The organism is Allocoprococcus similis, assembly GCF_054660775.1.
The window spans coordinates 24932-44560 of the sequence record NZ_BAAHSG010000019.1 but is presented as its reverse complement, the minus strand read 5'-3'; the positions used below and the strand labels follow the sequence as shown (position 1 = coordinate 44560).

Genomic DNA, 19629 nt, shown 5'->3' with positions numbered 1-19629 from the left:
ATATTTCTTTGCATAGAAGAAAAAGCATTATCGCTTTAACGTAAAAAACTTGTTGTTTTTTTCGGAAAACTTATTCTGTCTTTCAACTTTTGTGATATAATGCTTCATTATAAAAAATCCCATGGATAAAATGAGGTGAACCAGGTGAAAAAGAAAACACTTGTGCCTCTTATCGGTTTTTTACTGGGCATATGCCTTGTTAGTTTAATTGTATACAAAACAGACACCCATGAAAAAGAGCAGAGACACATAACAGCACAATTAAATGTAGTCACCTATGGTGAACGCATAAAGAATGAAATTACAGCTGGAATTGAGATTACGGATGCTTTGAAGCAGATCTTAATAAGTGAAGATGGTGACATCTATCATTTTGAAACGATTGCCGGAAATCTTATATCTGATTCTATTGAAAGCATACAACTTGCTCCTAATGGTGTTGTAACCGATATTTATCCGGCTGCTGGAAATGAGGCAGGTAAGATTGATCTGATCCATGATAAAGACCGTGGAAAGATTTCCTGTTATGCTAGAGACAACCATACAATCATTACACAAGGTCCCTTCAAATTGAAACAGGGCGGATATGGAATTGCCGTCCGCAATCCAGTCTACCTGAAAGATAAAAATGATCAAGAGTATTTCTGGGGATTTACTATCGTTATCCTGCGTATTCCGGACATTTTTTCAGACTCGATCCATGCACTTTCAGATTTTGGATATGAATATAGAATTTTAAAAACAGTTACTCCCTGGAGTGACACTTATAAAGTGGTTTATCAGTCGGATGATCAAATAAACCATCCTGTTTCTTATACTTTTACAATAGGAGATGAAAACTGGAAAATTGAGGTAACACCTAAAAGTGGATGGAGAAATAGCACATTAATCATAATCACAAGCGGAATATTTGTTATAATAATCCTTCTTCTGACAGTTCTTACCAGAGTATGGTTAGTAGCAAAAGAACATAGGAACAAATATCAAATACTGGCACATACAGATTCTCTTACAGGTATTTATAACCGCTATGGATTTGATGAGTTAGCAGAAAAGATGATTTCTAAAAATCCTCAAACACATTTTGTGGCTGCACTCCTTGATATCGATGATTTCAAGTTTATCAATGATATCTATGGACATAGTTACGGAGACAGGGCATTAAAGAGTCTTGCAGACAGCATGAAGGCTTTTTTCCCATCCGATGCGTTACTGGGAAGAAACGGTGGTGACGAATTTTGCATTCTTTTACCAAATTGTACCTTTGCAGAAGCAGATGTACAGCTACAGCAATTCACCCAACTTCCCAAAACATTCTCATGTCATGGTAAGGAATATGCTTTTTATATTTCTCTTGGATATGCAGAATATCCAACATCTGCATCCGACCGTTCACAGCTCCTGCGCTGCGCAGATGCAGCTCTTTATGAAATAAAGCTTCATGGTAAAAACGGATGTATGGCCTACAGGAAAGGTCTTCAGTCAGGTGTCCGCAAACAGCTTGGATTCGCATTCAAGGATATTTCAGAACACCTTCCAGGTGCATTTATCATATACAGAGCTGACAAAGAAGATGATGAACTATTTTATGCAAATGATGAATTTCTTCATATGTCTGGATATAAAGATATAGATGAACTATTCAGACTTACTAAGAAAAGTTTTCGAAACTTGATTCGGGAAGATGAACAGCAACAGATAGAATCAAGTATCTGGGAACAGATTGACAGTGGTAATGAAAATGATTATATTCACTTCCATCTTCGAAAAGCTGACGGAACCTATTTTTCTGTGCTTGATCATGGAAGAATTGTAGAGAGCCAACAATACGGAAAGGTATTTTATGTATTGTTTATGGATTGGGAGGATATGCATGTTCGTTACAGTGATAAATTCTCAAGATAATAAAAATCGAGTAGGTGGCGGTGATTAACCGCCGTCCTCTCACAGCACCGTATGATGTACCGTTCGGTATACAGCGCTTTCAATAGTTGACGTGCACAGACTGGTAGGCTGTGGCTAAATCATAATAGCCACTGTTTATCAGTCTTTCTTTATTTAGCGCCCAAATCACAGCTTTGTTATTACTGATATACCAATACTTTCTGCCATCCAACTGGATCCACCGGAATTCCTTTTTCTTTAAAAGGTTATAAATAGTAGGTCTGCTGACTCCTAGGATTTCCTGTAACTCTTCAGGAAACTGAAATATACCATTGGGCTGAGTAATTTCCATGCATATAAACCCGAATACGTGAAACAGGAAATATGGGCAAGGCTACTTGCATCATTATAATCCGTTTTGAGGCAGATTTGCAATCTGTCTTTTTGTCGTGCTTTCCTTCATGAGTAAATCGTAAACATATCTGTAAAACTGTTCCACTAAGGCCCATCTGTAATTTGTTCTGTAAGAATTCGCTCCCTATTAAACGTTAACTAAATGACATTGGTTCAGTACCCTCACAGTTACGCGCAAAAATCCATTCCAAATCAGCTGCTCCGATAGGATTTTTGCCTTCCAGCCTAATTTTTCTTACGGTCAGCGCAGTAAATGCGCAGACCTACTGAACAGTTATAATTATTCTATATTATACAGAAAAATTTTACATATGACAATGGGAAAATATAGGACCTTTTATACAATATGTCCAAAAACATTAGCTGAAATCCTTCCTCTTTCCTTTACTTTCCTCCTGTTCCATGCTATGATAGCGATAGAATATTTCAGTTATATCCGAAAAATTTTTCGTAAATTCAGGAGGAAATGTAAATGAAAACACTTGGCTACTACAACGGTAAATTCGGACCTCTGGAAGAGATGACCGTTCCGATGAACGACCGCGCATGTTATTTCGGTGATGGTGTGTACGAGGCGACACTGGCGAGAAACGGAAAGATCTTCGCTTTAAAAGAGCACCTGGACCGTTTCTTCAACAGCGCCGGACTCATTAAGATCGATATCCCTTACACAAAGGACGAGCTTGCGGCGATCCTCTACGATATGCTGGCAAAAATGGACGATAAGGATATCTTCATCTACTGGCAGATGACCCGGGGAACCGGCATCCGTCAGCACCAGTTCCCAGCTGCAGGCACAAAGCCGAATCTCTGGATTTTCATGAAGCCTGGGAAATCGGCTGACTCCAGCAAACGTCTGAAACTTACAGACATGGAAGACACCCGTTTCCTCCACTGCAATATCAAGACATTAAACCTTCTCGTCAACGTCATGGCGGCAGAGAAAGCGGAGTCTCTCGGATGCGGCGAGTGCGTCTTCCACCGCGGTGATATCGTCACCGAGTGTGCCCACAGCAACGTTTCCATCATCAAGGACGGCGTATTTAAGACCCACCCGACAGACCACTATATTTTACCGGGAATCACAAGAATGCACATCATCCAGATCTGCAAGGATAACGGGATCATCGTCGACGAGACACCTTTTACCATGGCAGAGCTGATGGATGCCGACGAGATCATCGTCTCCAGCTCCACAAAATTCTGCTCCCCGGTCTGCGAAATGAACGGCACCCCGATCGGAGGAAAGGCACCGGAGTTAGTGGATTTGATCCAGAAAAAGTATACAGAAAAATTTGAAAATGAGACCATGTAAATGATCAGAGGAGCAGTTCAGGGCGCATGCCAGTTCATCTTGACCGTTGACTGCTCCGGCTGGCTTTGCTATTTCTAAACAGAGTAGAAATATCTGATAGATAGTTTGCAATTAGAATTTATCAGCTAAAGTCGCTGCCTGTTCGCACCCATCTGTCTTGTCAATATCGCCTGTATTTACAACTGCGGGAATCATTACCGCACCGACCATTTTCCATTTCAACAATGCAGCAGACCGTTCAATAGGAATCCGAATACCGTCCATGACAGATTTATCATCTTCCTCGCAGCAAGTAATGATAGCGTATTCTTTTCCAGAAAGGTCTACCTCTGCATGATAGAATGAAAACAGCTTATCAATGACCGCCTTTATCTGTGACGGAATCGTGTACCAGTAAACCGGCATGGAAAAAACAATAGCGTCGGCTTCCTGAATAGCCGGGGCTATCACATTGAAATCATCATCAAATGAACAGGCTTTTCCTGTCTTAAAGCATGTTTCGCAGGCATGGCAACCACTCACATTCATCATGGCAGCGTCAAACCGCTTTACCGTATGTCCTTTTTCTTCCGCAGCTTTGATAAAAGCCGCTGTCATTGCGAAGCTGTTTCCTTTTTTGCGGGGGCTGCCTGTGATTACAACAATTTTTTTGCTCATAAAATTGATCCTCCTTATGATAGCGGGATTGACTTTTCCCTCTTTCGATATTATCATAATAGCAAGAATGAAATGAAAATCAAGTACGCACAATTAAGTGCGATACTAAAATTCGTGTAATATACTTACGAAAAGGAAAGTGTAAAATGAGTGAACGTAATATTTCAAATGAATGCTTTAGAAGTACAGGATTTAGCTACACTTTATCTCTGATTAACGGAAAATATAAAATGACGATACTATATGTTCTGGCTGAGTTTGGCGTTGTCCGTTTCAATGAAATGAAAAAATACATTGATGAAATCTCCTATAAAACATTAAGCTCTACCTTGAAAGAATTAGAAGCAGATAAATTAGTCCATAGAGAAGAATATCCGCAAATTCCCCCCAAAGTCGAATACAGTCTTACAGAGCGTGGAAAATCTCTCATTCCTATATTGGAAACAATGTGCGATTGGGGAGAAGAAAACAGATTGTAAAAAAGCAGACTGAAATCTGAAACGGTTTCGGTCTGCTTCTTCATTGCATTTCGCTTGTGATAGCGGCACATAATTTCTTATTCGCCCATACGGATATTTTTTACTGTTTTCTGCTCGAATGTGAGGTTTGAATAAACTCTGCTTCCTCCGTTTCCAACAGGAGCTTGTGCAAGCAGCCCCACTTTTACAGTGTTGCCCGCAGGAAGATTGAAAAACCTCATCATGTAAAAGTTCTTTCCGTCAACGGAGTAATGAAACGCAAAAGAGTTTCCACATCTGCACACCTGTAGCCATGCTATGTTACCGTCAATATTGCACCCGTTTGCGTCGTCTGATTCTCCGTTTCGTGCGATAACGCTGACTGCGGCGTGTGTTCCAAAATCCGTCATTTCAAAGCACGCTTTCGCCCAGTTTTTCATGTCCTGCATTACCATAATGGAAGCAGAATCATAGGTATCTTTAAAGTCATGTGATACCTTTACTCTCATTACAAAATCGCCCGTAATCTCTGTGTAATAAAACGGAGCGTTGCACAAAGATTACGGCGTGATTCCTTCTTCTCCGATTGCGCCGTTGTTAAAGAAAAAATCGCTTTGTGCGGGAGCAAATATTTCTATCTTGTCCCCATTCGTTTTTACCTGTCCCTCATTTAGCCATTTGAAATCCATAGAAACGTCCTCCTTGTTGAAAGCCACAAACTTATCATAGTTCCATAGAAAGCCTTTGTAAAGTACGCACTTTGGCGTAAGATACTTACCTCAAAGTAATAAGGTGAAAAGTAGCTCAATATTCGGAATAGAGGGGCTGCTGTCTATCAAATTCTTGTGTGTTACTTTACCGCACATGAGCATTCGCGCCAGGATTGTCATTACCATAACCTTCCATCAGGTTGATTACTCCCCATACACCAAGACCGGCACCGATTGCAACGACCAGTGTCTGAAGGATATTGATAGCATTACTGAAAAATCCCATATGCATGTTCACCTCCCTTCTTAATTTTTCTGTGTTTTTTGTTATAGTTTCATTTTGTTGGTGACCGAATATTATATAATTTCATCGCTACCTCCTCGTTTTTAGGCACAAAAAAACAGTTACAAACTTTTCCGGTCTGTAACTGCTTAAAATCTTTATTTATTTTTGATGCTCAATAATCCATTGCAAAATATCTTCCGACTGTAATTTCCCCGCTGCAAGTAATAATATCGTATCACTCAATTCTTTTTGGCTATATGATAATTCATAACCATTCAATGCTAAAAACACAAGCATTACATGAGTACCAAGTCGTTTGTTTCCATCAATCATAGGATGATCTTTCACAATTCCAAAACACAGCTGAGCTGCTTTGGCTTGAATGCTTGGATAAAGTTCTATCCCGCCAAATGATTGGTATGGATTCATAAGTGCTGATTCCTACATTCCCTCATCTCTTATGCCCTTGCTGCCACCAGTGGCTTCTATCAGCTGATCATGAAGCATCAATACCTGTTCTTTAGTCAATGTAATCATTTCGCAAGTACCTTATATGCTTCCATATTTTCTTTAATCAGACGTTCTGATATCGCCATTACATCTTCAGTTGGTGCTGTTTTTTCCTGATCTGCCTTACTGAAATCTATAACAAGATATCGGGGAACATTATTTTTTAAAATAACAGCGGTTCCATGTTCATCAACCAATCGTGCAACTTTTGAAAAATTCTGATTTGCTTCTGTAATAGATATCATTGTATTTGTATCAACTGTCATATTGCATACACCTCTCTTTTACCTTTATTATATGCAAATTCTAGCTAGAATACAACCTATTTTCTCGCATCTTATCTTTTAATCATAATTTTCTGTTAAGGATTCCATAGATTTTATCTCTTCTTCTGCATTTTTCCTGAAATTAAGTAAAGAATCGGGTTGCCTTTACATAGTTTCCACTTTCAAAAAATAAAAAAAATTGTGTTTTTGAAAGCGACATCTTGCATATACTATTAGCAGACAGTATACTAAGTACAACGAAGCAGTTTCGAAAAATGAAAAAATTTCAATTTTTGAAAGTGGGTGACTATATGAAAACAATCACAAGAGCAAAATATCTCGATAGAATCATTGAACTGAATGGCACTCCTGACATCAAGATCATTACGGGTATTCGTCGATCTGGTAAGTCTAAACTGATGCAGGCGTATATTGCGTATCTGAAAAGCAACTTTGAAAACATCAATATTATCTTCATTGACTTCATGGATTTGGCGTATGAAGAAATCAAGGAATACCATGCCTTACACTCCTATGTGGAACAACATTATCAGGAAGGCAAAACGAACTACCTGTTTGTAGACGAGGTTCAGATGTGTCCCAAGTTTGAGCTGGCAATCAACAGCCTGTACTCTAAGGGAAAATACGACATCTATGTAACAGGCTCTAATGCTTTCCTGTTGAGTGCAGATCTGGCAACTCTGTTTACCGGACGCTATATTGAAATTCATGTGTTTCCTTTCAGCTTCCAGGAATATTGCCAATATTATGATGATATTAGTGACAAAGATAAGCTCTTTGATGAGTACGCTATCAAGGGCGGTTTAGCAGGTTCCTATGCTTATAGAACCGAAAAAGACAAAACAAACTATATCAAAGAGGTCTACGAAACTATTGTTACAAGGGATTTGGTACAGAAATATTCTCTCCCTGACACTTTGGTTTTGCAACGTCTGAGCGAGTTCCTTATGGATAATATCAGCAACCTGACTTCGCCTAATAAGGTCAGTCAGTTGCTGACAGCAAATGAGACTCCAACTAATCATGTAACCGTCGGCAAGTACATTAAGTATTTGTGCAATGCTTTTGTATTTTATGATATTAAGAGATACGACATCCGAGGTAAGAAATACCTTGAAAGCTCTGAAAAATTCTATTTGTGTGACAACGGTATTCGATATGCAATACTGGGAAGCAGAAATATGGATTATGGCAGAGTATATGAAAACATCGTTTGCATCGAGCTTCTTCGCCGTGGATATGATGTTTATGTCGGCAAGCTTTATCAAAAGGAAATCGACTTTGTTGCTCAGAGAGGCAGCGAGAAGATTTATATTCAGGTAAGCGACGACATTTCCAGGCAGGAAACATTTGAGAGAGAATACTCACCTCTGCTCCAGATCCGAGATGCTTATCCGAAAATGATTATTGCCAGAACCAAACATCCCCAATATAGCTATGAAGGAATCGAAATTCACGATATAGCCGATTGGTTACTACAAGAATAAACAGGTAGAATCAATAACGCCGGTACTGGATATCAAAATTCTGCACCGGCATTATTAAGGTTGTAATTATTTTCTATTTGTCACTTATCTTTGTTATTCTTTTCCTTTTCTAACCCTGATTTTTTCAGCTATCTATAACCGATGTCAGAACTCTAAACTATCTGCATTTAAAAGGAAATACTTCATTCCCATGATGACAAATCCTTCATCATTTCTCCAAGGTTTCTTGCTGCCATTTACAATGACAATCTTCTTGAAAGAGTCTGGGATATTACGCAAGGAGTTGAACTCCTGAGTTTGCTTTTCTTTCGAAATCATGTCATATGCAACCTGAATATAGTACCTCTGATTGCCTTGGTTAACCACAAAGTCAACTTCCAGCTGCTTACGGACACGCTTGTCCTCTTTATCTTTATCAAAGATCTGCACGACGCCCACATCAACATTGTAGCCACGGATCAGCAGCTCATTATAAACAATGTTCTCCATGATATGAGTAGGCTCCTGCTGTCTGAAATTCAAACGAGCATTTCTCAGTCCCAGATCAGTAAAGTAATATTTCAGATTTGCACCGATATATTTTCGTCCCTTAATGTCGTACCGGCTTGCCTTGGAAATCAAAAACGCATCTGCCAAATAGTCAATGTGGTTTGAGATAGTTTTATTGGTATAAGTCATCTGACGCTCACTGGAAAAGGTATTAGCAATCTTTGAAGGGTTGGTTGGTGCGCCGATTGCAGATGCAAGCACATCAACCAGAATACCAATTTCATCCACATTCTGAATTTTATTTCTTTCTATAACATCCTTCAGATAAACATTAGCAAAGATGTTCTTCAGATAGTCTGCTTTCTGTCGCTCACTCTGGAAACCAACAACCTGCGGCAATCCTCCATAGATCATGTAGTCATCCCAGGCATCATCATAATCACTGTCACAGGCAGAATAAAACTCAGCAAAGGAGAGGGGATAGATTCTGATTTCATCACCTCTGCCACGGAATTCGGTCACAATGTCACTGGACAGGAACTTGGAATTACTTCTGGTGACATACACATCAAAGTAAATAAAGATCCTGTTCTATATATCATAGTATGAACAGGATCTTTTTATAATGATTTATTTTCTATCTAAAATTTTATTAAACCGACTAAAGACTCCATAGTTTGTGTGTTTGACTTACTGTTTATATCTATCTTCTCCTAAATATTTTTCTATTCATTGCAATATAAAATTGCTTATACAGTCTCTCCCTTAAGGGTCTTGGTATTCTGGATAATATACAGAGCGACCGATATGACCATCATTATAGCGCACAAACCAATCAACAGATCTGATACCATCGGTGTAATGTGGAACCATATAATATGCACCGCTGCAGTTCCATATAATAAAAAGGTTGCTATCTTTCCATGCCAGTCTGCACCGTCTACTTTTCCTGTCTTTCGTATCACAAGACATCCACTGACTACCATATACAGCTCCTTACCTGCCATTATTACGATTAAAAGAAGCATATGCGGAAAACGAGTAAACAGACAGATTAACATCGCTGCCTGTGTCAGCTTATCAGCCACCGGATCAAGTATTTTTCCTAAATTACTAATCCTATGGAATCTTCTTGCGATATATCCATCAGCAAGATCCGTAAGACCAGACAGCAATAAGATTTCTCCAGCTAACAGAGGATTTTTTTTTACACAATAATTCCATATAATTACCGGAATCAGACAAAGCCGAAAAAAAGAAAGAAGATTAGGAACCGTAATAATTCTATTCAAATTTTCTTCCTGATTCACTTTACTCTGCATGTACGGTCAACTCACTTTCCTTTTTTTTAGACATAAACCAATAAAATATAACACAAAATGCTAAAGCAAACACAACACCAAAAACATTTTGAATCACTCTAAGACTAACCGCTCCTTTTAGTCCATAAGTCTCTGCAGCAATGGCTAAAGCACCAAATGTGTTAAATACTGCCTGCCAGCCATATTGTGCTGAAAATCCTACACCGATTCCACCAAGAATTCCTATATATGCATAGATTGACGAAGGAAGCAGAAAATATAATACTGTAAAACATATAACACCTGCAATATTTCCGACAATCCTTTTACGGACTCTGTAGTGCATATCTTCCATAAACGGCAAAATCGCAGACATGGCCGCAATACCAGCCCACATTGCACGTGGCATATTACAAAGTTCTGCAATGCAAAGGACAATCGGTACGCATAAAATCTGACATATCTGCCATTTTGTTCTGGAAGAAGTGATATCAAATTCTTGTATCAGATCTTTCAGATTTCTTTTATAAGTTCTGTTTTTATGATTTCGATAAAATACGAAGCAGGTAAGTGCTGCACCTAAAGCCATTCCGACTAATCGCATCTGATAGCTTTTTCCCGTAACATCATAACCATATAGTAGCAGATACCCAAGAACCAATGTAGATTGATTAAACATGAATGGATTATGGCATCCGAACAGAATCAACACAGCCAGTGCCGCAATATTTAACAGCATTCCCAATACTGGTGAAAACTGATTTGCTAAATGCGGACATACAGTCATAATTACAAAGAACAAAGCCAAAAGCATCGTAGATTGGCCGGTGTGGATCCCCAGATCCGCATTTCTAAACACCATGAGACATAATAAGACTACTACACCTACAATGCTGTTCTCATTTCCAAATAGGATGCTGAAAATACTAACAAAGAAAAAACAAAATGCCATTGTAACAGCTATCTTCATCAGATATACCCACATATGATATAATTTTTCTTTTAGTGTTTCACTCTTTTTCAATAGGTTTTTAGAACCTGCCTGATTTAACTGCAACTCCTGATAAAATGTCATATAAATCCTCCTATCTTCTAATTTATCTTAAAACTATATAATCTCATCTTTCTGCTTTGGCAGCTCTATAACAAATCTGCATCCACCATATTCACGGTTTTCTGCTTTGATTGTTCCTCCGGCACTATCTACAATCCGTTTTACAAGTGCAAGACCTAGGCCATTTCCTTCTGCTTTATGAGATCCATCTACCTGATAGAACTTGTCAAATATTCTGGATTTTACATCATCCTCTATTCCTGGTCCTTCATCTTCCAGAATGAACTTAACAGAATCCTGTTCTTGTTTCAGAAACATCGTAATTGTCCCCTTTGCAGGGCTGAATTTAATAGCATTATCCAAAAGATTTATCCAGATATGCATAAAAAGTCCTTCATTTCCAGTATATTTAACTTCCTCCAATTCTACCTGAAAACCAATTTCTTTTTCTGCCCATTTTGTTTCCAATGAAAGAAATGCCTGGCGGATCTGTTCATCCAGACGATATTCTGTTTTTTTCATTGGTATATTCTGATTCTCTAACTTGGATAACAGCAAAATATTACCAACCAATCCGGAAAGTCTTTGGGTGTTAAATAAGATTTTTTCTACATATTCCTCTTGATCCGGAGACAGTTCTTCTCCCTGAAGCAGCATTGTATATCCTTCAATGGCATTGATCGGGGTCTTAAACTCATGAGAAACATTAGATACAAAATCCATCTGCAGCACCTCTGTTGCACGAAGTTCTTTTGTCATAACGTTAAAACTTTGATAAGATTCTCCAACTTCTGCTATACGGCTGTTCGTTTCCAAATGCTGTTCAAAATCTCCCTGAGAAACTTCCTTCATTGCTTTACTAAGTCTGGTAATTGGTTCCAGTAACTTTGCATTGATAAAGGAAGTGATCAGCCCTGCAATCAATGTATTGAAAATCAAAAGCCAGCCAAGCACAGGTATGCTGCCCGGCAGATTAAAAAAATGATTCAAAAAAGCAAATAATAAAGCAGATATGACTGTTGAAAATACAAGTGCCAGCCAGATTGCACCAGTCAGACAGGATCGGATCCGCAATCCTTTTTCTTTCTTTTGTTCCATTATTTTTTCACCACCTTGTATCCAATTCCACGCATTGTTACGATTTCAAAATCCGAGTTATCTTTAAAACGCTCTCTGATTCTTCCTATATGTACCTCTATCGTATGTGGGTCTGCCTCCGTCTCGTATCCCCATACTTCATCCATCAACTGTTGTTTTGTAAATGTTCTGCCTGGCGAAGCTGCAAGCTTATATAAAAGCAGGAATTCTTTTTTAGGTAAAACAAGACTTTCCTTATCAGTTGTAACCGTCATTGCATCATAATCAAACTCTGTTGAACCGATCACAATTTTGTGTTCATTCAGTATCTGTGCACGGCGAAGCAGTGCTCCGACTCTTAAAACCATTTCATTCACATTTACCGGTTTTACCATATAATCATCACTTCCCGAAAAAAATCCCTGACGCATATCATCAAAGGAACCTTTCGCAGTGATCATAAGCACTGGTATCTGATATCCTGCTGAACGAAGTTCTGACACCAGTTCATAGCCATCCATAACCGGCATCATAATATCAGAAATGATCAAATCAATATATTCCTTATCCAATACTTCTAATGCCTGTGTTCCATCCGATGCACTTTTGACTTGATATCCATTCTTCTCAAGCACTTTTTGGAATAGCTGGCTTAATTCTTTATCATCTTCTACAATCAATATTTGAAACACGTTTTCCTTCCTCCTCATTAAAACAGATACCTTGCCCATCCAAGCAGATGCTGTACCAAAAATATTTTTCTCTGACGTTTCTTTGTTAATTCGATTGGCTCTACATGATATGGATCATTATAAGTTCCGCCTTCTAATATCTGGCGGGACACTTTTTCATATTCCATCATGCCCTCTTCCAACTGTTTATTAATATCTTTACTGCGTATTACAAGCATCAGTTCCGTATCCAGATATGCACTTCTCATGTCCATATTAAAGGAACCGATTACAGACAGATCATCATCAATCAGAATACTTTTTCCGTGGTATGAATAACCATCTTCATATTCCCAGATATCAATTCCTGTACTTAAGATTCTGTTTCTGTTTTTCGCATAATCAGCAGACCCAAATGGATTCCCATTATTCGCAACTGAATTTGTCATGATAGAAAAATCCGGAACTCTCTCCGCAATCTCTTTCCATGTATTATACATCATATCATTGCAGATAATATATGGTGTATGAATTTTCACGCGCTCTTTTGCATTTTTCATTAGTTCTCCCAGTTGATACCAGACTACTGGTTCCTTGGGACCTGTGTGGATAGGATTTGACACTAATGCAATCTTTTCTGTCTCAAAAGTTTCGTCCGTGTAATCGGTATCGCAGATTCTTTCCTTATTCTCTTCAAAATATTTCTGATAGCCGTTCTGCAGCTCTAAAACTGCGTTCTTTACAGATTTTCTATTTGCCAGTTTTTTATTGTCATGAAAATAACCACTGTCTTCCTGATCCCATATCGTTTCAAAATACTCTAACAACTGGTTAACTGAATTTTCTTTCTCAGGTTCATCGCAAACCACTAACACATCTCTGTCATAGTTCTTATGTCCCGGAAAATCACCCAGGAAATAATTGTATGTATTTCTTCCACCAAGAATATATGTCTTACCATCTGCAATTAAATATTTATCATGCATTCTACCCATCATTTTCCACGGTTTCAACGGATTGGCCTTATTATACAGTTTAATTTCAACATTCTCATGGGAAGATAATCCATAGAAATACGGATTTCCTTCCATATCAATCCAGCTCTCCATTCCATCTACTAACAGACAAATATGTACACCTCTGTCTGCCGCATCATGCAGTGCTCCTAAGATCAATTTCCCACTTTCATCGGATTGAAATGCAAAAGTAGAAAGAATAATTTCCTCTTTTGCATTCTTAATCAAACGCACTCTTTGTAAAAGTGCTTCAGGATTCTTTTCTATGATTACTGCCCGTTCTGTATTTTCACTGCATTCGTTCCATGATCCATTTTTTGTTTCTTTTTTGGTTGTATTGGACACTTCCGGCTGCTTTTTATATGCAACGCAGATTCCGAGCAATTCATAAAAAGCCACACATAAAAAAATTGCCAGTATAACAAGAAGGATTTTACATATTTTATGCTTTTTCATTGTGCATCACCTGATTCCTTTTTATTTCATACTTATACAATACAAAGTCAATCTCAATTTAACCTCAACAAAATTTATTTTTCATAAAAAAATATGACCGGCTTCTTTTTAAAGAAACAGTCATATTTTTATTCTAATATATGAAGGAGCTTTTCTTACTCTGGTGTATTAATCACTATTTTATTTCTTCCATAAGCTGTCGGATTTTTCTCAATGTACACCGTGTAACTGCCAATTCATCTTCTTGTATATTCGATATGATTTTTTCATAGGCTTCTATCATTTTTTCTTTCTGACAATGACTTAATTCAATTGCCTTGTTCGTCAAAACAAGGTATGTTCTTTCTTTTTTTTCATCTAATTTCCAGATAATATATCCTTTATTTTCAAGACTTTTTACCATCTTAGATGTTTCTGGAATCGATAATTTCATGTGTTCTGCCACTTCTGAAAGATATACTCCTTCATGACAGTCTGATTTTTCAACACATTCCTTTATACTATATGTTTGCAGGTTTGGGAGAGATTGTTTCTTTTCCCGCCTTTTCTCTGATTTACATCCCCGAATAAGAGGTGACAACAGAGCGGAACCCAAATGTTAGCTGAACTTCCTAAAACCCATGTTTGCAAACAGGTGATTTTGATTAGCTGTCAGCTAACAAAAATCGAATTGCGTTAGCTGGTAATTGATCATTTTGAATGGAAAATCATGTCACGAACGTGATTAGAAAATAACAAAAGCGTTCGCTGTCAGCTAATCCAGCTAACATTTTCGAACGCTTTGAAGCCCGTCGCCAAGAGGATTTGAACCTCCGACCCCTCGCTTAGGAGGCGAGTGCTCTATCCAGCTGAGCTATGACGACACATGCCGCAAACCCTTGATTTTACTGGGTTTCTGGGATTTTTCCCTTCGGCCATATATAAGATTATCAACTCTTTTTTCGAGTTGTCAATCTACAGATTTTTTCGATTCGGTAACATTAGAACGTTCCCCAAATTGGGGAATGCTTTGTTGTCACCTTTGGCATTTTTCAGAATAGATTCGAACTGAAAGTTGTTTTTCATTTTTTCCCCTTGTGGAATGCCTCGGCTTTCTCTTAGGAGGCGAACCCTCTATCCTACTGAGGTACTGAGACACATCATATTCAGTTAGCAAAAAATCTTCGTCCCAACAAGCGCTTAGGAGATGCTTGTTATACTCATTTAACTAATAGAACATATACATATATCATACCTTTTGAACATGAAAATGTCAAATGCTTTTCTAAGAGGATGATCATGGTGTGAGGTAACAGAGCGGGATTTGGTATGTGAAATAGCTTTTACAGGACTTTTTTATGTAAAGCCGAATGTCCTGAAACGCATATACAGATGTTGGGGCCAAAAGGTATTTTGACCCCTTTGATACCAGATTGCTACGTGCTTTGCACTCTCGCAATCCTCAAAAACAATCGTAATCCGCTCATTTTTCTTTGAAAAATGGCTACTTACTCATGTTTTGGCAGGTCAAGAGGTCAAAAATCCTCTTGCAAGCAAGCTTGCATCGGCTTTCTGACCTTTTGACCCTGGTATCATATACAAAAAGCACGACCATTTTTCAATCAAAAGAAATTTGGTCATGCTTTTTATATAAGTCAAAATTCTTTCCTAAAAATTAATATGCCCCTGCAGCCAGATCTGTGCCTTTAGCCGTCTTCCAACTGCCGGTTCGCCAATCACCTTTTCAACCGGTACGCATACATCAAATTGAAGCTCATTGGTTTCAACTGTAAGAACATAAAGTTCTTTCCCGGTAAGAAGATTTTCGATGGTATCGATATTCAGAATCTCACCAAGGATCGCATACTGGTCACATTCAAGACCAGATGGCATAAAATGCGTATCGACAATACTGTAAATATCTTCCCCACGGATCCTTTTTGATACTGCAGCATAGGTGTCGATGTCGTCAAGTGTAAGGCTTTCAATGGCATCGGGATTTCCTTCCTTTGCTGCACTCATAAGCATCATCCGGTTGCGGAGATCTTCCGCTCTCTTGTCCACAGCGCCTTCATCCTTTGTGACCGGAAGCAAAATTTTCCCACTTAAGGCAAGCCCGGAAAATGTTACAGAGATTGAACTTTTGTTCAGACCGCCGAGAGTGGCTTCTTTTATGTACTCCATTCCGTTCTGGATATGGAAAATGATACTGCAGCCGAGCTTTACATCCTCGCAGACACCAACATAGATCGGTGAGGATGCTTTCTGCTCTACTGCAATATCAGCATAAGAGCTGACTCCACTGCCTGAAAAATATGGGAAATAGCATTCTCTGCGGAACTCTTCATCATTTTCATCGATAAAGCCGCAGGAAGAAATGCCAATTCCGTTGCCGTATTCCCTGCGAAGCTCACAGAGATCTGTGTGTTCGTCCAGGGCAATACGGTCATATCCGGAAAATTTCTTTTCGGATTCAAGAAGAATCTGATACCATTCGCGTTCAGATGCGATATCGTGGAATCCGATAGCGTTTAAATATTTATGCAAAATTTACCTCGTTTTCTATCTGATTTCAGACTTACCGCCCATGTATGGACGAAGTACTTCAGGAATGCGGACAGAACCGTCTGCCTGAAGATTGTTCTCGAGAAATGCGATCAGCATTCTCGGAGGAGCTACCACTGTGTTGTTCAGTGTGTGTGCGAAGTATTTGTTTCCGTCGCTTCCTTTTACACGGATGCCAAGACGTCTTGCCTGTGCATCACCAAGGTTAGAGCAGCTTCCTACTTCAAAGTATTTCTTCTGTCTTGGAGACCATGCCTCTACGTCACAAGATTTTACTTTAAGGTCGGCAAGGTCACCTGAACAGCATTCCAGTGTACGAACCGGGATATCAAGAGAACGGAACAGATCAACAGTGTTTTTCCATAACTTATCATACCATTCTTTGCTTTCTTCCGGTTTGCATACAACGATCATTTCCTGCTTTTCAAACTGATGGATTCTGTATACACCACGTTCTTCGATTCCATGAGCTCCTTTTTCTTTACGGAAGCATGGAGAATAAGAAGTCAGTGTCTTTGGAAGTTCAGTTTCATCAAGCATGGTATCGATGAATTTACCGATCATAGAATGCTCACTTGTTCCGATCAGATATAAGTCTTCGCCTTCGATTTTATACATCATAGAATCCATTTCGGCAAAGCTCATAACGCCTGTAACAACATTGCTTCTGATCATGAAAGGTGGGATACAGTATGTGAATCCACGATCGATCATAAAGTCACGTGCATAAGAGATAACTGCTGAGTGAAGACGTGCAATATCTCCCATCAGATAATAGAAACCATTTCCGGCAACCTTTCCTGCACTTTCAAGATCGATTCCGTTGAATTTTTCCATAATTTCTGTATGGTATGGGATCTCAAAGTCCGGAACAACCGGTTCACCGAATTTTTCAATTTCAACATTCTGGCTGTCGTCTTTACCAATCGGTACAGATGGATCGATGATATTCGGGATAACCATCATATCTTTTTTGATTTTTGCTTCTACTTCTTTTTCTTCAGCAGAAAGTTCTTCCATACGGGTAGCGTTTTCCTGAACTTTTTTCTTAAGCTCTTCTGCTTTCTCTTTTTCGCCATGAGCCATGCATGCACCGATTTCTTTGGAAACTTTATTTTTCTCAGCGCGAAGTGCTTCTACTTCACCTTTGATTTCACGGTTTCTCTTGTCAAGCTCGATTACTTCGTCTACAAGTGGAAGCTTTTCATCCTGGAATTTTTTCTTGATGTTTTCTTTTACAACATCCGGGTTCTGTCTTAAAAATTTAATATCTAACATAATTGTTCTCCTGTCTTATTCCTTTATTTTTTTATATTTTATGATGTAAGTGCCAAAAGGTATTTTGACCCTTTGATACCAGATTGCTACGTGCTTTGCACTCTCGCAATCCTCAAAAACATTCGTAATCCGCTCATTTTTCTTTGAAAAATGGCTGCTTACTCATGCTTTTGGCGGGTCAAGAGGTCAAAAATCCTCTTGCAAGCAAGCTTGCATCAGCTTTCAGACCTTTTGACCCTGGTAACATCATCTTATTCTATTGCCTGAGGATTATCAAGGGATTCAGGCAAAATTACTGTGGTTTGATCGCATCCTGTACATCCGGATCATACATTTCCTGGTAAACGGCCTGATCTAGTGATTCGGCCTCTTCTTCAGAGAGTTCAATGTAACTTTCACCACGCACAATTTCTTTTATATAAGTGTAACAGCCATCTCGGCTGTGCATGGAATTGAGGATCCATCCATTGTTGTCATTGTCAAGCATTGTGAGGGCAAAGCTGAGTTTTCCACCCATTTCACCGAAAGCATCGTATTTTACAATACCGACTTTCTGATAGCTGCTTCGCAACGCACGATACAATATGCGGATATCCGCTTTATTCTCGTGGGCAATATTGGAAAGCTCATCGAGCTCATTGAATCTTGCGATGAAGCTTTCTTCAAGCGTTTTGCCGTCCTGTCCACGCATGAATACGTTATAGCTCGATTTCAGACGGTTGTATTTCATATTGACATTAATATAAAGAAGAAACATCAATATGATCAGCATGATAAGAAAAAGAAATATATACGCCGGATCAATTCCAAGTGACTTTAGAATTTTACTTTCCATATATTATTTTCCTTCCTGTATTGACATTAACAATTCAAATATACGTTCCAGATCGTTGTCCGAATAATATTCAATTTCAATTCTGCCTTTTCCGTTTGCTTTATGATTGACATGGACTTTGGAACCGATGATTGACTTTATACGTTCCTCCAGATCTTCATATACAAATGCATTCTGGATAACAGGCTTTTCTTTTTCTTTTTTGGGTTTCTTTAGTTCTTTGACAAGTTTTTCAGTATCCCGGACACTGAGCTTCTCATCAAATACTTTATTGGCAAGAATGTACTGCTGCTCTTTATCCTCGATTGCAAGAAGAGCACGTGCATGTCCGGTTGAAATCATGTCATCGATGATCATCTGCTGTACTCTCTCGTCCAGCTTTAGAAGACGCATGGAGTTTGTAACAGCAGTTCTGCTCTTTGAAACTCGCTCGGCTACCTCGTCCTGTTTCAGACTGAATTCATTTAGCAGGCGTTTGTATGCCTGCGCTTCTTCGATTGGATTCAGATTTTCACGCTGAATATTTTCAATAAGAGAAATCTCAACGATTTCCTGATCTGTGTATTCTTTAATGATGACAGGAACCTCTTTGATACCGGCCTGCTTTGCCGCACGCCAACGACGCTCGCCGGCGATGATCTCGTAGTAATCGTTCCGTTTCTGAACAATCAGAGGCTGTAGGATTCCAAACTGTTTGATTGAATCGGCAAGTTCCAAGAGAGCATCTTCCTCAAAATGTTTTCTCGGCTGGTCACGGTTTGGCTCCACATCATTGATCTTCATCATGATTGGTCCGGCATTCACTACTTCTTTTTTAACCGGTGCAGTATGTTTTGCGGTTTTGTTTTCTTTGATTAAACTATCCAGACCTTTTCCAAGTCCGCCTCGTTTTGCTGTCAT

The 19629-nt window shown here is 38.9% G+C and carries 21 protein-coding genes, 1 tRNA gene and 2 pseudogenes; 4 read left to right on the top strand and 20 right to left on the bottom strand.

Going from position 1 to position 19629, the window contains the following annotated elements:
* The first annotated feature begins 144 nt into the window (after positions 1-144).
* Positions 145-1905 carry a diguanylate cyclase domain-containing protein gene (locus ACYQ5K_RS10185; protein ID WP_195231421.1) on the top strand — a complete coding sequence of 587 codons (1761 nt, stop codon included), beginning with the start codon at positions 145-147 and terminating at the stop codon, positions 1903-1905.
* A 193-nt stretch (positions 1906-2098) separates the two neighbouring features.
* Here the strand turns inward: ACYQ5K_RS10185 and ACYQ5K_RS10180 are convergent.
* Positions 2099-2236: pseudogene (locus ACYQ5K_RS10180) on the bottom strand (helix-turn-helix transcriptional regulator); the annotation flags it as partial.
* Positions 2237-2770: 534 nt separating this feature from the next.
* Between ACYQ5K_RS10180 and ACYQ5K_RS10175 the strand changes: the two are divergent.
* Positions 2771-3613, top strand: a complete 843-nt coding sequence (locus tag ACYQ5K_RS10175; protein WP_055249501.1) for a D-amino acid aminotransferase — start codon at positions 2771-2773, stop codon at positions 3611-3613.
* A 111-nt stretch (positions 3614-3724) separates the two neighbouring features.
* On the opposite strand, the gene ACYQ5K_RS10170 is transcribed toward ACYQ5K_RS10175, so the two are convergent.
* Entirely contained in the window at positions 3725-4270 is a 546-nt protein-coding gene (locus ACYQ5K_RS10170) for a flavodoxin family protein (protein ID WP_173688255.1), read from the bottom strand.
* A gap of 146 nt (positions 4271-4416) precedes the next feature.
* On the opposite strand from ACYQ5K_RS10170, the gene ACYQ5K_RS10165 reads away from it, so the two are divergent.
* Positions 4417-4749 carry a winged helix-turn-helix transcriptional regulator gene (locus ACYQ5K_RS10165; protein ID WP_150310618.1) on the top strand — a complete coding sequence of 111 codons (333 nt, stop codon included), beginning with the start codon at positions 4417-4419 and terminating at the stop codon, positions 4747-4749.
* Positions 4750-4826: 77 nt separating this feature from the next.
* Here ACYQ5K_RS10165 and ACYQ5K_RS10160 read toward each other — a convergent pair whose 3' ends face one another.
* The 6 genes from ACYQ5K_RS10160 to ACYQ5K_RS10135 form a co-directional block, all read right to left on the bottom strand.
* Positions 4827-5285, bottom strand: coding sequence for a DUF1349 domain-containing protein (locus ACYQ5K_RS10160; protein WP_459777529.1), 459 nt, complete (start codon positions 5283-5285; stop codon positions 4827-4829).
* Between the two features lie 3 nt (positions 5286-5288).
* Positions 5289-5417, bottom strand: coding sequence for a hypothetical protein (locus ACYQ5K_RS10155; protein WP_274597648.1), 129 nt, complete (start codon positions 5415-5417; stop codon positions 5289-5291).
* Between the two features lie 166 nt (positions 5418-5583).
* The gene (locus ACYQ5K_RS10150; RefSeq protein ID WP_173688254.1) at positions 5584-5724 is read right to left on the bottom strand and encodes a Maff2 family mobile element protein; all 141 of its coding nucleotides are present in this window, start codon (positions 5722-5724) and stop codon (positions 5584-5586) included.
* 159 nt (positions 5725-5883) lie between these two features.
* Positions 5884-6153, bottom strand: a complete 270-nt coding sequence (locus ACYQ5K_RS10145; protein WP_330586004.1) for a type II toxin-antitoxin system death-on-curing family toxin — start codon at positions 6151-6153, stop codon at positions 5884-5886.
* Positions 6154-6165: 12 nt separating this feature from the next.
* Complete coding sequence (locus ACYQ5K_RS10140) at positions 6166-6261, bottom strand: cell filamentation protein Fic (protein WP_334297095.1); 96 nt, start codon at positions 6259-6261, stop codon at positions 6166-6168.
* Entirely contained in the window at positions 6258-6500 is a 243-nt protein-coding gene (locus tag ACYQ5K_RS10135; RefSeq protein ID WP_173688253.1) for a type II toxin-antitoxin system Phd/YefM family antitoxin, read from the bottom strand. The genes ACYQ5K_RS10140 and ACYQ5K_RS10135 overlap by 4 nt, the downstream gene beginning before the upstream one ends.
* Positions 6501-6775: 275 nt before the next feature.
* Here ACYQ5K_RS10135 and ACYQ5K_RS10130 point away from each other — a divergent pair, with 275 nt between their 5' ends.
* The gene (locus tag ACYQ5K_RS10130) at positions 6776-8008 is read left to right on the top strand and encodes an ATP-binding protein (RefSeq protein ID WP_173688252.1); all 1233 of its coding nucleotides are present in this window, start codon (positions 6776-6778) and stop codon (positions 8006-8008) included.
* A 144-nt stretch (positions 8009-8152) separates the two neighbouring features.
* Here the strand turns inward: ACYQ5K_RS10130 and ACYQ5K_RS10125 are convergent.
* The 12 genes and pseudogenes from ACYQ5K_RS10125 to ACYQ5K_RS10070 form a co-directional block, all read right to left on the bottom strand.
* A pseudogene (locus tag ACYQ5K_RS10125) lies at positions 8153-9067 on the bottom strand (ATP-binding protein); the annotation flags it as partial.
* A gap of 179 nt (positions 9068-9246) precedes the next feature.
* Positions 9247-9819 carry a CDP-alcohol phosphatidyltransferase family protein gene (locus ACYQ5K_RS10120; RefSeq protein ID WP_173688251.1) on the bottom strand — a complete coding sequence of 191 codons (573 nt, stop codon included), beginning with the start codon at positions 9817-9819 and terminating at the stop codon, positions 9247-9249.
* Positions 9809-10873, bottom strand: a complete 1065-nt coding sequence (locus ACYQ5K_RS10115) for an FUSC family protein (protein ID WP_173688250.1) — start codon at positions 10871-10873, stop codon at positions 9809-9811. The genes ACYQ5K_RS10120 and ACYQ5K_RS10115 overlap by 11 nt, the downstream gene beginning before the upstream one ends.
* A gap of 33 nt (positions 10874-10906) precedes the next feature.
* Complete coding sequence (locus tag ACYQ5K_RS10110; RefSeq protein ID WP_173688249.1) at positions 10907-11950, bottom strand: HAMP domain-containing sensor histidine kinase; 1044 nt, start codon at positions 11948-11950, stop codon at positions 10907-10909.
* Positions 11950-12660: a response regulator transcription factor gene (locus tag ACYQ5K_RS10105; protein WP_173688248.1), complete on the bottom strand. Its 711-nt coding sequence runs from the start codon at positions 12658-12660 to the stop codon at positions 11950-11952. Before ACYQ5K_RS10105 ends, ACYQ5K_RS10110 begins: the two co-directional genes overlap by 1 nt.
* On the bottom strand, positions 12639-14072 hold the full coding sequence (locus ACYQ5K_RS10100; RefSeq protein WP_459777528.1) for a phospholipase D-like domain-containing protein: 1434 nt from the start codon (positions 14070-14072) through the stop codon (positions 12639-12641). The genes ACYQ5K_RS10105 and ACYQ5K_RS10100 overlap by 22 nt, the downstream gene beginning before the upstream one ends.
* Positions 14073-14247: 175 nt before the next feature.
* Positions 14248-14505, bottom strand: coding sequence for a helix-turn-helix domain-containing protein (locus tag ACYQ5K_RS10095; RefSeq protein ID WP_243868781.1), 258 nt, complete (start codon positions 14503-14505; stop codon positions 14248-14250).
* A 356-nt stretch (positions 14506-14861) separates the two neighbouring features.
* Positions 14862-14935 (bottom strand) — tRNA-Arg (locus ACYQ5K_RS10090).
* A gap of 784 nt (positions 14936-15719) precedes the next feature.
* Positions 15720-16598, bottom strand: a complete 879-nt coding sequence (locus ACYQ5K_RS10085) for a DUF3881 family protein (RefSeq protein WP_173688225.1) — start codon at positions 16596-16598, stop codon at positions 15720-15722.
* Between the two features lie 15 nt (positions 16599-16613).
* The gene (serS, locus tag ACYQ5K_RS10080; protein ID WP_173688224.1) at positions 16614-17894 is read right to left on the bottom strand and encodes a serine--tRNA ligase; all 1281 of its coding nucleotides are present in this window, start codon (positions 17892-17894) and stop codon (positions 16614-16616) included.
* Between the two features lie 292 nt (positions 17895-18186).
* Positions 18187-18729: a DUF4446 family protein gene (locus ACYQ5K_RS10075; protein ID WP_173688223.1), complete on the bottom strand. Its 543-nt coding sequence runs from the start codon at positions 18727-18729 to the stop codon at positions 18187-18189.
* Positions 18730-18732: 3 nt separating this feature from the next.
* Positions 18733-19629 carry a ParB/RepB/Spo0J family partition protein gene (locus tag ACYQ5K_RS10070; protein WP_173688222.1) on the bottom strand — a complete coding sequence of 299 codons (897 nt, stop codon included), beginning with the start codon at positions 19627-19629 and terminating at the stop codon, positions 18733-18735.